Raw genomic sequence first — 13,516 nt, 5'->3', positions numbered from 1 at the left:
GTCGCTCCGCTCAGGCCGCTCAGGCCGCGCCCCCGTACTCTCCGGTGGCCACGATGACCGCGCGGGCGAGCACCGAGTCGCGCATCATGAAGCCCATGACGGCGGGCGTCGCCTCGGGATCGACGTCGATGCGCTCGGCGTCGAGCGCGTGCACCACGAACCAGTAGTGGTGCACGCCCGTGCCCTCGGGCGGAGCCGCACCGGTGAAGGCGGGCTCGCGCTTCTCGTTGGGCATCGTGACGGCCCCCTCGGGCAGCAGCGAGCTGCCGAGCGCGCCCGCGCCGGCGTGCAGCTCGGTCACGTCCCCGGGGATGTTCGCGACGGCCCAGTGCCAGAACCCCGACCCCGTCGGCGCGTCGGGGTCGAAGCACGTCACCGCGAAGCTCCGGGTGCCCTCGGGAAAGCCCGACCAGCTCAGCTGCGGCGAGCGATTCGAGCCGCCGGCATACTCGGCGTACAGTTCGGCGGGCAGCGGTTCGCCGTCCTCGATGTCGGTGCTGCTCAGGGTGAAACCCGGCACCTCGCGCATTCCCGCGTACGGATTGATCGGGCCTCGGCTCGGCTGCGTCATTGCTCTCCCTCGATGTCTCGATCCTCTGGAACCCGCGCCTCGCGCGAGCTCAGCCCCAGCATAGGGCCCGCTCCTCCGGGTCTCCAGGGGCATGTCACCCCCGGCCGGTATACTCGGAAGCAGCAGACGAAGGCGCCTCGAACCGAAGCGGAGTGAGCATGGCAATGACGACAGGATCCGAGCGCGCTCGCGCGACGCTCGCGTACCTGCGCCGCAAGATCACCACCGGCGAGTGGCCCGTGGGCAGCCGGATCCCGATCGAGCCCGAACTCGCCGAGCAGACCGGCGTGGGCCGTTCCACCGTGCGCGAGGCCGTGCGCTCGCTCGCCAGCATCGGCATGCTCGAGACGCTCCCCGGCCGGGGCACGTTCGTGCGCTCCGCGGCGCCCACCAGCACGCTGCTCAACGAGTTCCTCGCCGACTTCACGCTCGAGGAGATCCTCAGCTATCGCCGCGCCCTCGAGATCGAGGCCGCGCAGCAGGCGTCGATCCACCGCACCGAGGAGGACATCGCGGCGCTCGAACGGGCGGCGGCCGAAGAGGTCGGCTGCACCCGCTGCCCCGTGCTCGGACTCGCCTCGGGCAGCGACGACAACGCCTTCGACAGCAAGTTCCACCGGCTCGTCTTCGACTCGGCCAAGAACCGGCTGCTCGCCTCGCTCTACGCGGGCATCAACGACCAGCTGCGCACGCCGGAGCACCGGGGTCGGCTCGCCAACGTCGCGACCGGCGCCGAGATGGAGCGGGATCACGCCCGCGTGCTCGATGCGATCCGCCGTCGCGACTTCATCGACGCCGTGCACGCGATGGTGGACCACGTGGATCACGACGTGGTCATCGTCAACGACCAGCACGAGGTCGTGCCCCCGCTCACCCGCACCCCCGAGCAGCAGCAGCGCATCGACCAGGTGCGCGAGGCCGCCGACGAGCGCGAAGCCGCCGAGGAGCGGGCGCGCCTCTAGGCCCGCACCCTTCCGGGGCTCCGCGCCCCGGACCCCTGCTCCGCCGCACACCAGATACCCGCTCTGCAGGCTTGCAGGGCTGCTGGCTGCTGGCTGCTGGCTGCTGGCTGCTCCGCGCGTCAGTAGATGTCGCCAAACCGGAGGTGAGGCAGCATCTACTGACGCGCGCTCGTCGGGACGCGGTGGCCCGGTCCGCGAACGAGAACCGCGCTACGCGCCGAGCTCCCGCTCCACGTAGGCGACCAGCGCGTCGCGCACGAAGGTCGCACCCTCGACGCCGCCGTAGTTCGCGGCGAAGCGCTCGTCGGCCACGTACATCTCGGCGAGGCCGCGCACGTAGCCCGCCAGGTCGCCGCCCTCGGCCGCCGGCTGCGGCAGTGGCCGCACGAACTCCGGCGAGGAAACGCTCCGCGTTTCCTCCCACGCCGGCTGCGGCAGTGGCCGCACGAACTCCGGCGAGGAAACGCTCCGCGTTTCCTCCCACGCCGGAGTTCCTGGGATCCCCCGCAACCACTCGACGTGACGGCGGGCGAGACCCTGCGCCTCGGGCGACTCCGGATCGACGCCGCGCCGGGCGGCCTCGATCCAGTCGAGCCCCAGTCGCTCCATTCGGCTCCGCCACTCGGCCTGCCCCTCCTCGCCGAGGCCGCGCCACCAGCGATCGCTCTTCGCGTACGCATCGGCGCCCCAGCGCTGCTCGACCTCCTCGCGATATCGCGTGTGGTCGAAACCCTCGAACATCTTCTCCGACATGAGATCCTCTCCTTCAGCGGTGTGCGATGTCCCACCGGAGTGCGCGCGGCGCAGCGCCGCGATCGTGCGCTCGACCGAGCCGATCTGCATCTCGATCCGCCCCCGCTCCTGCCGCAGCAGGTCCAGATGGGCGGTCAGGATCCGCGCCTCCGCCGCGGCGGGATCTCCCGCCGTGCCGGCCGCCTGCGCATCCTGCGCGGCGAGCACCTGCCCGATCGCGTCGAGCCCGAGTCCCAGTTCGCGCAGCAGCAGCACGCGCTGCAGCCGCACGAGCGAGCGGTCGTCGTAGTAGCGGTAGCCGTTGTCGCCGACGCGGCTCGGAGTCACGAGGCCGATGCCGTCGTAGTGCCGCAGGGTGCGCGAGGTCACCCCCGCCGCCCTGGCGATCTCCTGGATCGAGTACTCCACGTCGGCCTCCTCTCCCGATTCTCGGCGCTCCCGGTGGACCATTCCACGGTAGGAGTTGACGTTGCGTCAAGGTCAAGCGCAGGATTCGAACCCCTCGAGCGCCCGGAGTCCAGTGGCCGGAAGCCCGGTCCTCCGCACGGTCGTGGAGGCCGCAGCGGTGCGGGTCCTGCGACCGGACTCGCCGGACTCGCCGTGCCGCGCACGCTGCGCGCGGAGGACAGGAGCTCCCGGTGCGACCGCTCGGCCACGGGCCGGGTGCCGGCGGCGGCCCCGGGGCCTCTACTCCATCGTGTCGAGGATCCCGGCGAGCTGCTCGAAGGTGGTGAGCGGGTTGACGATCGCGAAGCGGGTGTTGGGGCGCCCGGCGTGCGAACTGGGCACCACGAAGGCGCGCTGCTCCGCGAGCAGCCGGTCCGACCACCGGTCGTAGTCCTCGCGCTGCCAGCCGTCGCGCTCGAACACCACGACGGAGAGCTGCGGCTCGCGCACGAGGCGCAGGCCCGGCCGCTGCGCGATCTCGTCGGCGATGCGGCGCGCGAGCGCGATCGAGGCGGTGACGGCCTCGCGGTAGGCGCCGGCGCCGTAGGTGGCGAGCGAGAACCACAGCGGCAGGCCGCGCGGTCGGCGCGTGAGCTGGATCGAGTAGTCGGAGGGGCTCCAGTCGCCGGCCTCGGTGAGGGTGTCGAGGTACTCGGCGTGCTGCGTGTGCGCCCGGCGGCCGGTCTCGGGGTCGCGGTAGATGAGCGCGCAGACGTCGTAGGGCGCGAACAGCCACTTGTGCGGATCCACGATCACGGAGTCCGCGCGCTCCACCCCCGCGAAGCGGTCCCGGGCGAGCGGGGAGAGCATGGCGGTGAGCCCGTAGGCGCCGTCGATGTGGAGCCAGAAGTCGAAGTCGTCCTTCAGCGCCGCGATGCCCGCGATGTCGTCGACCACCCCGAAGTTGGTCGACCCGCCCGTGGCGACGACCGCGAACACCCGCTCGCCGTGCGCCTCGAGCGCCGCGCGCACGCCGCCGGCGCGCAGCACGCCGTCCTCGTCCGCGGGCACCGGGATCACGTCGACGTCCATCACCCGCGCCGCCGACTTGATCGAGGAGTGCGCCTCGGCACTGCAGACGACGGCCCAGCCGCCATCCGGCCGCGGCGATCCCCCGCCCTCCTCGCGCCGGGCCCGCGCGCTGTCGCGGGCGGCGACCAGCGCCGAGAGATTGCCGATCGTGCCGCCCTGCACGAACACGCCCCCGGCGCCCTCGGGCAGGCCGAACTCGGCCGCGAGCCAGCTCAGCACCTCGTTCTCCGCGTGCACCGCGCCGGCGCCCTCGAGCCACGATCCGCCGTACAGCGCACTCGCCGAGACCACCAGGTCGAACGCGATCGCCGCCTTCGAGGGTGCGCTCGGGATGAACGAGAGGTACTGGGGGTGATCGGTCGTGATGCAGGCGGGGGCGAGCACGAGCTCGAAGACCGAGAGCGCGCGCCGGCCGCCGAGCCCCTCCTCGCTGATCGTGGTGCCGGCGAGGCGCCGCAGCTCGCTCGGGGAGGCCGCGTGGTCGAGCGGGGTGTCGGTCGCCAGGATGCGCCGGCGTGAGTAGTCGAGCACGAGGTCGACGATGTCCTGCGTCTCGGGCGAGACGGAGTGCATGCGGGTGTGCGCGGGCTGGGTCGGCTCGTCGGTCATCGTTGGCCTCTCGCTGGGCCGGGGTCCGGTGGCCCGACCCCGACGTGCTGTCTCCGGTGGCCCCATCGCGACGGAGCCGATGCTGCCAGTGTGCGCGGTCGGGGTCGGCGCGCGCAAGTCGGGCGCCGCTGCGGCACCGCGCGTCACCGCCACGACTACCATGGTCGGGTGAGCGACCCCAAGATCCTGCTGTACTACGTCTTCGCCCCCGTCGCCGATCCCGGCGCGGTGCGGCTGTGGCAGCGGGAGCTGTGCGAGTCGCTGGGCCTGCGGGGCCGCATCATCATCTCGAAGCACGGCATCAACGGCACCGTCGGCGGCGAGATCGACGCCTGCAAGCGCTATCTGCGGCGCACCCGGGAGTACGGCCCGTTCGCCGGGCTCGAGGTGAAGTGGAGCGACGGCACCGGCTTCACCGCGACCGCGCCCGAACGGCTGCACGGCGTCGACCGCGCGGCGCCCTGGGCCCGCATCGCCGATTTCCCCCGGCTCAGCGTCAAGGTGCGCGACGAGCTGGTGGCGTTCGGGATCCCCGACGAGCTGCGGGTCGACGCCGACGGCGTGGTGGGCGGCGGCGAGCACCTCTCACCCGAGGCGGTGAACCGGCTGGTGGAGGAGCGCGGCGACGAGGTGGTGTTCTTCGACGGGCGCAACGCCTGGGAGGCCGAGATCGGGCGATTCACGGGCGCGATCGTGCCCGACACCCGCACCACGCACGACTTCATCGAGCAGATCGAGAGCGGGGCCTTCGACGACATCAAGGGCCGGCCGGTGGTCACCTACTGCACGGGCGGCATCCGCTGCGAGATCCTGTCGGCTGCGATGCGGAATCGCGGCTTCGAGGAGGTCTACCAGGTGGACGGCGGGATCGTCCGCTACGGCGAGGCCTTCGGCAACGACGGGCTCTGGGAGGGATCCCTCGCCGTGTTCGACGGGCGGGAGGCGATGGACTTCGCACCCGGCGCGGCCGTGCTCGGGCGCTGCACGGTGTGCGGTACGGCGTCGAACCGCCTGGCCAACTGCGCGGATCCCTCCTGCAGGGATCGCTTCGTCGCCTGCGCGACGCACGTGGACGCGAGGTGCCGCGCGCACGGGAGCGCCGGCGCGGACGCGGCGAATGCGGATGCGGATGCGGATACGGGCTCAGGATCCGGGGCCCGCCCCGACGCTCTCTCGGCCGCGGGGCCCGAGGCGGCCCGGTAGGCGAGGTCGCGCCGATCGGCGTCCCTCGTGCGGCACGCGGCGGGTGCGGGCTGGTCGCGGCACGCGGAATCCGTGCGGGGGCGGTGGATCCTGCGGCTCGCAGGCTCGCGCAGGATGACGCCGCGCGAACCCGGGGACTCGCAGGCTTCCACCGGATGACGCCGCGCGAACCCTGCGCCGGGAGCGCATCACCGCGACGCGCCGAGGCGACGACGTGCGAGCCCGCGCCGGAGGCACCCGCCGCGACACGTCGAGAATCATTTCACTCTTGACTTATATAAGTTGCAGATGAACAATGGAGCCATGCACGCGCTCGACGTTCTCGGAGACCCGGTCCGCCGGCGCATCCTCGAGCTCATCGTCGACGGCGAGGAACCCGCCGGCTCCATCGCAGAGGTCATCGCCGGGGAGTTCGGGATCAGCCAGCCGGCGGTCTCGCAGCACCTGCGCGTGCTGCGAGAGAACGGCTTCGCGACCGTGCGCCCCGAGGGCGCACGACGGCTCTACGCGGTGGATCCGCACGGGCCCCGCGAGGCGAGCGAGTGGCTGAGCTCCTTCGAGCGGTTCTGGCGCGGACCGCTGGCGGCGCTCGGCACCGAGCTCGCCCGCGGCAAGCGGCAGCGCCGGCTCGAGGCCGAGCGCGTGGCCGCCGACCGCGACGGCGAGGATCACATCGGCGACCGTACCGGCACCGATCCCTCCGTCGCCCCGCACACCGCGCAGAACGCGCGCACCGCGCACCCCGAACCCCGGGCAGCACCGGGCCGGAGCCCCCGCTCCGGCGATCCCCGAACCCACGAGAGCAAGGAATGATCATGGTCGACGTATCGAAGCAGGTCGGGTCCGTCACGCGTGCACTGCGCACGGAGGACGTGGACGGCGAGGAGACGCGCATCCAGATGCTCGCGCAGGAGTATCCCGCGGGCATCGAGGAGGTCTGGGAGGCCGCGACGAAGGCCGAGCGCATCGCGCGGTGGTTCCTGCCGGTGAGCGGGGACCTGCGCCTCGGCGGCCGCTACCAGCTCGAGGGCAACGCGGGCGGGGAGATCCTCGAGTGCGCTCCCCCGGCCGACGGCGCGGCCGAGTACCGCGTCACCTGGGAGTTCGGCGGCGGCACGAGCTGGGTGACCGTCCGGCTCGCGGAGGCGGGCCCGGAGCGCACCCGCCTCGAGCTCGAGCACGCCGCGCGCGTCGCCGACGTGCCGGCCGGAATGTGGGACGCCTTCGGGCCCGGCGCGACCGGCGTGGGCTGGGACGGCGGCCTCCTGGGCCTGTCGCTGCACCTCGGAGCGGTGGAGGGATCGCTCTCCCCGGCCGAGGCGGAGGCCTGGGCCGTCACCGACGAGGGCAAGTCCTTCTACCGGGCCGCGGCCGACTGCTGGGGCGAGGCGCACGTCGCCTCCGGCGCCGACCGCGAGACGGCGGCGCGCGGCGCCGACGCCACCTTCCGCTTCTACACCGGGGAGATGCCCGGCGCCTGACCGGGAGGCCCGATCGGCGAGGGCCGACGGAGGAGTGCGGCCCGATCCGAGGATCCGGGCCGCGGACCTCGATCCGGCGCGCCCGGACCGTTACCCGATCGTGCTCAGGGCTCCCGCATCGGGAGCGCACACGCGGTATATGATCAACGCCACCAGAATCGCGGGTCGAGCGAGGAGCGGTGATGAGCGGAGCGAGCAGCAGCACCGATGGGCAGCACTGCGCCGATGAGGCGGAGCGATGCACGTTCCACTTCCCGGACCCGGTGGCCGGCGCGAGCGCTGAACCGGATGCGGCGGCGAGCGGCGCGGACGCCGTGACCGACGCCCCGGCCCTCACCGCCCCCGCGGACGCCGCCCCGGGTGCCGGCACGAGTGGTATCGGCGAACGCGTGGCCGTCCGGGTCTTCCCCGTGCCGCGGACGGCGGACGGGCACGAGATGCGCCGCGCCTGGGACGACGCGCTCGCGTGCGCCGCACGGTGGACGGGGCCGGGGATCGGCCCGCGGCAGCCCGCCGACCTGCGCGGGCGCACGCTGAAGCTCGCACTCGCCATGCGCGGCGGCGTGAGCCTGGCCGTATGGATCGGCGGCGCCGTGGCCGAACTGGACCTGCTGCGCGCGCTGCGCGTCTTCCGCGGCCGGGACCGGGTGGCCGTCGTGCTCGCGTGGGACGCCGACTCGGCGCCGCCGGCGCCCGTGGTCGAGCGAGCGGCGCGCTACGGGCTGCTGCTCGCTCGTCGCGACTACCACCGGGTGGTGCTGGACGTGCTCGCGGGAGCGAGTGCAGGCGGGCTCAACAGCGTGCTGCTCGCCGTGGCGCAGCGCGCGGGACGTTCGGTCGAGCAGGCGCTCGAGACCTGGCGGACGGCGGGCGGTTTCCACGAGCTGCTGCGCCACGAGGGCCTCGGGCCGGTGGAGTCGCTGCTGCGGGGCGACGAGTACTTCGCCGCGAAGGTGCTGGAACAGCTCGAGAAGTTCTTCGCGGAGCCCCGGACCGGCGATGATCCCGTTCCGATGCCCCCGCACCCGGGGCTGCAGGTCGACGAGGTGAGCATCGACCTCTCGGCGACCGTCGTCAATGCGCAGGACGCCCGGCACCCGGACATCCGCCTCGGCCGGGCGGGGTTCAGGTTCGCCACCGGGGTGGCCGACGCCGACATCCCCGGTTCCGGCGTTCCCGACGCCCGTGACGCCGACGCCCGTGACACCGACGCCCGCAGCGCCGGTTCCGAGAACCCGGCTGACGGCGCCCCCGACGGCGCCCCGAACGACGACCCGGCCGAGGAGTCGCGACGGCTCGAGCGCACGGCCGCGCTGCGCCGGCTCGCGCTGGCGGCCCGCACCACCTCGTCGTTCCCGGGCGCGTTCGAACCCTCGACGGTGTGGTCCTTCGCCCCCGTGCCGGGCGATGGCCCGAAGGAGGAGATCCCCGAGCAGGCGCTCCTCACGGGCGAGCAGGCGCGCGTGATCGACATGAGCGCCGCCTTCCTCCAGCATCGGGCGAGCGGCAGCGCCGGGCCCTTCCGGGTGGTCGACGGCGGGGTCTTCGACAACATCCCGATCGAACGCGCCTACCGCGCGATCGGGATGCGCGGCTCCCGGGTGCCCGTTCGGCGCGCGCTCTTCTACCTCGATCCCACGCCCCCGCCCCCGCCCGATCCCCCGAAGCGGCGCGCGGAGCGGCTCGGCGACCTCACCTCGGTGCTGCTGCGGCTGCTCTCCGCGAAGCGGAGCGAGAACGCCCGCGAGGATCGCGCCGAGCTCGAGCGCTCGCTGCTGCAGCACTGGGTGCGCGAGGGGCGCTACGAGCTGCTCGCGACGATGCCCGTCGAGGCCACCGCCCCCGCCGCCCAGGACGAGCAGCTGCGCGCCTACGCGCGCTCGCGGGCGTCGCGCGACCACGCGCTCATCATCTCGGTGCTCGCGGACACCGAGGCGTGGCAGCTGGGCAACGACGTGCGGCCGCGCCGCACCTGGACGGAGGATCCGGATCGCGCCGCGGACTGGGTCGATCGGATGGACCTCGGCGCCCGGGTGAACCGGCTGACGGATGCGGGCAACGGCGAGGAGGACCTGGCGCGCGTCGCGCGCGATCCGGTCGCCGCGCGGGAGACGGCGCTGTGGATGCTGGAGTGCGTGCAGTGGCTCGAGCTGGTGCTGCGCGTCGCCGCTCCCGAAGCCCCCGGCGCCGTGCCGTTCATCCGAGATCGCCGCGAGCAGCGCGAGGATCTGCGGGGTCGCCTGTACGACGCGCTGCAGGCGGGGGAGCGCATGATGGAGGCCCGGCTGCTCGCGGTCGCGGATGCGTACAGCGGCACTCCCGGACAGACCGGCGCCGAGGGCGCCGACCAAGGGCCGTCCCGGGATCCCTCGCTGGTGCGCGAGGAGGTGTGGTGGCCGGCGTCGCCCGAGGACGGCCTCGGGGCTCTGTGGGCGATGCTGGAGGGGTGCTTCCGCGATCTCGTCGAGCTGCTGCCCGCGTCGCCGGCGCCCACCGCACCGTCCGACCCCGCGACGGACGACTCCCGCGACGAGGCTTCGCGGGACGACGACTCCCGCGACGAGATCCCGATGAGCGGGGCGGTGCCCCCGGGACCGGGGCGATCCGAGGCGATCGACGCCGACGAGTACCCCGCCGAGCACTGGTGGGCCGAGAGCCCCTGGAAGCTGCTGCCGCCGCTCGCGGCCGCGGGCCCGGCCACCGGGGTGCGCCGGATCGCGCCGCTCTTCTCGGTGATCGGCGAACCGTCCTCCCGGGATGCGCCGTACTTCGCCACGCTCGACGGCCGGTGGCGGTGGGATCCCCCGGCGGCCGACGGCTCGCCGCTGCGGGAGTCCCTCGGGCGGCTGCGCGAGGTGCACGTGGAGATGGTCGCGCAGCGCATCGTGCGGGATCGCGAGGGCGAGGAGTACGCCTCGAGGCTCGCGGGCGAGCTCGGCGGCCGCTTCCGGCTGCCGCCCGAGGCCAAACTCGCCGGTTCGCTGTTCATCATGAACTTCGGCGGCTTCCTGAGCAGCGACTGGCGCACCGGCGACTGGTGGTGGGGCCGCATCGACGCGGCCGCGACGCTCACCGAGGAGCTCTCCTCGACCGCTGACGCGGACGGCGACGCCCGGCTGCACCCCTCGGCCCTGGCCGAGCTCGTCGCCCAGCAGTTGCGGCACGAGGCGGGCGGCTCGGCGAAGCCCTCGGAAGACGCCGACGACGTGGGCGCCGCTACCGGCGCCCACTCCCCCGTGGAGCTCCTGACCGGGCGGCAGGGCGGGCTGGGCCGGTTGAGCGGGAGCTACCTCACGGCGACGGCGCACCGCTCCCTCCGGGTCGCGAGCCGCTCGCTCATCGGAGCCCGTTTTCCGCTCAAGGCGCCGCTCGCCGCACTGGTGCACCTGCTCGCGCCGGTCCTGGTGTTCCTGCCGGGAGTCGCGCAGGTGCCGCGGCTCGCGGCCGCCGGTGCGCTCGCCGTGGCCGGCCTCGCGCTCGCCCGCGCGGGAGCGGCGGACGGACGCGCGGCCGGCTGCGTCGACGCGGTCTCCGACGGCGCGCCGCTCCCGCTCTGCGCGTTCCGCCCCGAGGCGGTCTGGGCCGCGGATCCGAGCCGGCTGATGCTGCTCGTCATCGCCTTGGCCCTGCTCGCCGCCCTCCTGGCTGGCGCCGTCCGAGCCTCGCAGCGCTGGCGGAAGCTCGAGGTCATCCTTCCCACCGCGCTCCCCGAGCGCACGCGCGGGGAGATGGCGCGGCGGGCCGCCGTGCGCACGCTGATCCCCGTAGCGGCGATGGCCGGCGCGCTCCTCGGCGCCCGGCTCGCCGACGAGGCGGGCGACGGCGCGATGGCGACGCTCTGGGCCGTCGTCGGGGTCGCCCTGCTGCCCGTGGCGCTGGCCTCCATGCTGCGGGTGCGGGATCGCGCGCCCGCGGGGGCACGCAAGGACTCGGCCGCGTTCGGCGTGATCGCGGCGGCCGCCGCCGTCGTCGCGATCGCGGCGCCGATCGTCGCCCCCGCCGTCCGCTCCCTCATCGCCGGCGGACTGCGCAGCCCCGAGTCCCTCGCGGTGGCGGCGCACGCGCTGCTCATCGGGTGGGTCGTGCTCGGGCTGCTCGCGGCCGGCGCGGCGCTGACGGCGGGGGTCGTCGGCAAAGCCGGGTCCGTCTGGATCCCCCTGCTCGCCGCGGCGGCAGCGGCCGCGGTGCTGCTGGTGCCGCCCGTGCGGATCGGCGAGCTCTCCCTGATCGCCGAGACCGCCTGCTGCGGCCTCGAGGCGGGGCTGCCGTGGTGGCGGTGGGCGCTCGCCGTGCTGGCCTGGGGGAACGTGCTGTGGTTCCTGCCGGCGTGGCTGCGGCTCGAGACCCGGGCCTGGTCCGACGACTCCCTCTGGGAGCCGGTCGAGCCCGGGGCCGCTACGGCAGCGCCCAGTGGGGCGTCTTGAAGTCCTGCACGCGTCCGAACGGCTCCGGCGCCAGCAGCACCTGACCCCGATCCTGGATCTGATAGACGAGGTGGGCCTGGCCGAGCGCGGCGTCCAGCGTGGTGTCCGGGTAGAGCAGCGGCTCCTGCCCGTGCTCGCCGAAGTAGTAGACCCCGTTGACCCCGCGGTGGGGCCAGCGCCGCAGGTAGCGGATCACCTCCTCGCTGCTGCGCGCGTCCACGGCGGACCAGGCCGCGGCGAGCATGCGCACCTGGTCGTAGGCCGCGCCGGCCTGCGACCAGCCGGGCTCCTTGACGAAGCGCTCGGTGTACTTGCGGCGGAAGCGGCGCCCCAGATCGTCGTCGTAGGTGCCGGTGGTGGTGGCCCACACGACCCCGTCCGCCTGGGCGCCGAGCCGCTCCGAGAAGCTCGGGATCGAGGGCGCGTAGACGGTGTAGACGAGCGCCGGAAGCGGATCCCGCAGCAGCGCCTGCTGGAAGCCGACGAGCTCGTCCTCGAGGAAGTTCGCGACGAACAGCACATCCGGCTCGATCGCATGCGCCCGCTCGATGGCCGCCTCCCAGTCGGTGGCGCCGGCCGGCGTGGAGATGGGCGGCGCCACCTCCCACCCCGCGGCTCCGGCCCGCTCGATGAACGACTCCGAGGTGAGGCGCATGCTCTGCGACGCCTGCTCGAGGCTCAGGATGCGCCGCTGGCGCGGCGCCCACAGCCCCTCCGACTCCAGGGCGGCGAGGAAGCGCAGCAGGCCCGGCCCGTAGTGCACCTCGGAGGCGCAGGTCTGGAACACCGTCGAGTAGCGCGAGGGATCGGACTGCATGCGCAGCACGTCGGCGCCGAAGGTCGCGGTGTGCAGGAAGGGGCGCCCGAAGTCGGCGATGAGCTCGAGGAAGTCGGGGTGCTCGGCGCTGACGTAGCCCGTGCAGATGGCGGCGACCTCCGCCTCGAACAGCTCCTCGAGCCCCGCGCGCACGCTCCGCCAGTCGAACATCTCGACCTGCACCTCGATCAGCTGGATCCGGCGCCCCGCGACCCCGCCCTGCTCGTTGAGCTCGTCCACGGCCAGTCGCGCACCCTGACGCAGCTGCTCGCTGTCCCCTCCGACCCCGGTCGGGATCACGAGCCCCAGCGGGATCGGCGAACGCCCCGAGCGATAGCTGCGGATCGGCGAGTGGAAGTAATCCGTGCGGTGCCGCGCGGCGAGCTCGAGATCGGCCACGCCGATGCCTCCCGCCTCGGGCGCCCCGCCCGGCAGGGGGAGCCGGAGGAGGCCCGCATCCACGGCGAGCGCCGCGAGTCCGCCTCGGGTGGTCTGCGAGAGCTTCTTCAGGAGCCGCTCGAGCTGCGTCGAGACGGTGCGCGCCGAGGTGCCGAGGCGCTCGGAGATGCCGCCGTTCGTGAGCCCGAGGGCGACCAGGGTGATCACGTCGAGCTCGCGGGCCGTGATCCCGCACGGCAGCTCGGTCTCCTGCGCCCTCACCAGCACCTTGGGGTCGGGGCGGCCCGAAGCGTCGATGGCCTCGCGCCGCTCGAACGACACGTCCAGCCACATCTGCTGCGAACGCCAGACGAACTTCAGCGATTGGCGCTCGATGCGCAGGAACGCGCGGGCGTAGTCCCACAGCTGGTCCGGGATCTGGGGCGACAGCGCCTCCCGCGGGGCCGCCTGATCGAGTACTCCCTCGAACTCGAAGCCCTGGTCCATACCGCTCCTTCGCGCTTCCGCTCCGACGGCTCCGGCGCGGAGGCCGCCATCGCGGTTCAAGAATAACTCCCTCGTGGCGCCCCGCCGGTGAGCACGGCGGGCTCCCCCGGTTTCGACTCCGCTGCGCTCCGCTCAACCAGCGGAAAGGGGTCCGGGTTGCGGTTTGTGTTCGCTCGACCAGGAGGAGAGGCCGGGGGGTCAGTGGCGTCCGGTGACCACATCGGCGAGATGCGCGATCGGGGACGTCTTCACCCGACCCGCAAGCTCCGCCCGATCCGCGATCCCGTACGCCGCATACAGGCCCTTCGTCGCGATCCACCTGAGGGGTTCGG

Annotated in this window: 9 protein-coding genes; 5 read left to right on the top strand and 4 right to left on the bottom strand. The window is 73.7% G+C overall.

The genetic code is table 11. The features are described 5' to 3' along the window. Positions 1 to 19: 19 nt before the first annotated feature. On the bottom strand, positions 20 to 571 hold the full coding sequence (locus ACWKZU_RS11275) for a YbhB/YbcL family Raf kinase inhibitor-like protein (RefSeq protein ID WP_449282425.1): 552 nt from the start codon (positions 569 to 571) through the stop codon (positions 20 to 22). A 158-nt stretch (positions 572 to 729) separates the two neighbouring features. On the opposite strand from ACWKZU_RS11275, the gene ACWKZU_RS11270 reads away from it, so the two are divergent. Next, on the top strand, positions 730 to 1,533 hold the full coding sequence (locus tag ACWKZU_RS11270) for a FadR/GntR family transcriptional regulator (protein ID WP_449282424.1): 804 nt from the start codon (positions 730 to 732) through the stop codon (positions 1,531 to 1,533). Between the two features lie 210 nt (positions 1,534 to 1,743). Here the strand turns inward: ACWKZU_RS11270 and ACWKZU_RS11265 are convergent, their stop codons facing one another. Together ACWKZU_RS11265 and ACWKZU_RS11260 are read right to left on the bottom strand one after the other, a co-directional pair. Continuing rightward, complete coding sequence (locus tag ACWKZU_RS11265) at positions 1,744 to 2,694, bottom strand: MerR family transcriptional regulator (protein ID WP_449282423.1); 951 nt, start codon at positions 2,692 to 2,694, stop codon at positions 1,744 to 1,746. A gap of 279 nt (positions 2,695 to 2,973) precedes the next feature. After that, complete coding sequence (locus ACWKZU_RS11260; RefSeq protein WP_449282422.1) at positions 2,974 to 4,374, bottom strand: pyridoxal phosphate-dependent decarboxylase family protein; 1,401 nt, start codon at positions 4,372 to 4,374, stop codon at positions 2,974 to 2,976. Positions 4,375 to 4,542: 168 nt separating this feature from the next. Here ACWKZU_RS11260 and ACWKZU_RS11255 point away from each other — a divergent pair, with 168 nt between their 5' ends. From ACWKZU_RS11255 to ACWKZU_RS11240, 4 genes are all read left to right on the top strand, one after another. Next, positions 4,543 to 5,577, top strand: coding sequence for a tRNA uridine(34) hydroxylase (locus ACWKZU_RS11255; protein ID WP_449282421.1), 1,035 nt, complete (start codon positions 4,543 to 4,545; stop codon positions 5,575 to 5,577). Between the two features lie 288 nt (positions 5,578 to 5,865). Then, a complete protein-coding gene (locus ACWKZU_RS11250) occupies positions 5,866 to 6,390 on the top strand; it encodes an ArsR/SmtB family transcription factor (protein ID WP_449282420.1) in 525 nt (174 codons plus the stop codon). A gap of 2 nt (positions 6,391 to 6,392) precedes the next feature. Next, positions 6,393 to 7,058, top strand: a complete 666-nt coding sequence (locus ACWKZU_RS11245) for an SRPBCC domain-containing protein (RefSeq protein ID WP_449282419.1) — start codon at positions 6,393 to 6,395, stop codon at positions 7,056 to 7,058. A 182-nt stretch (positions 7,059 to 7,240) separates the two neighbouring features. Beyond that, the gene (locus ACWKZU_RS11240; protein ID WP_449282418.1) at positions 7,241 to 11,482 is read left to right on the top strand and encodes a DUF3376 domain-containing protein; all 4,242 of its coding nucleotides are present in this window, start codon (positions 7,241 to 7,243) and stop codon (positions 11,480 to 11,482) included. Here the strand turns inward: ACWKZU_RS11240 and ACWKZU_RS11235 are convergent. Next, positions 11,454 to 13,184: an ABC transporter substrate-binding protein gene (locus ACWKZU_RS11235; RefSeq protein ID WP_449282417.1), complete on the bottom strand. Its 1,731-nt coding sequence runs from the start codon at positions 13,182 to 13,184 to the stop codon at positions 11,454 to 11,456. The genes ACWKZU_RS11240 and ACWKZU_RS11235 overlap by 29 nt on opposite strands. Between the last annotated feature and the right edge of the window lie 332 nt (positions 13,185 to 13,516).

It is taken from the genome of Leucobacter sp., assembly GCF_053528595.1.
The sequence above is the reverse complement of the archived record's forward strand: the minus strand, read 5'-3'. Positions and strand labels throughout refer to the sequence as shown.

Coding starts and splice junctions, on each gene's coding strand:
- ACWKZU_RS11270 (WP_449282424.1), top strand. CDS start 730: ATGGCAATGACGACAGGATCCGAGCGCGCTCGCGCGACGCTCGCGTAC.
- ACWKZU_RS11245 (WP_449282419.1), top strand. CDS start 6,393: ATGGTCGACGTATCGAAGCAGGTCGGGTCCGTCACGCGTGCACTGCGC.
- ACWKZU_RS11235 (WP_449282417.1), bottom strand. CDS start 13,184: ATGGACCAGGGCTTCGAGTTCGAGGGAGTACTCGATCAGGCGGCCCCG.
- ACWKZU_RS11275 (WP_449282425.1), bottom strand. CDS start 571: ATGACGCAGCCGAGCCGAGGCCCGATCAATCCGTACGCGGGAATGCGC.
- ACWKZU_RS11260 (WP_449282422.1), bottom strand. CDS start 4,374: ATGACCGACGAGCCGACCCAGCCCGCGCACACCCGCATGCACTCCGTC.
- ACWKZU_RS11250 (WP_449282420.1), top strand. CDS start 5,866: ATGAACAATGGAGCCATGCACGCGCTCGACGTTCTCGGAGACCCGGTC.
- ACWKZU_RS11240 (WP_449282418.1), top strand. CDS start 7,241: ATGAGCGGAGCGAGCAGCAGCACCGATGGGCAGCACTGCGCCGATGAG.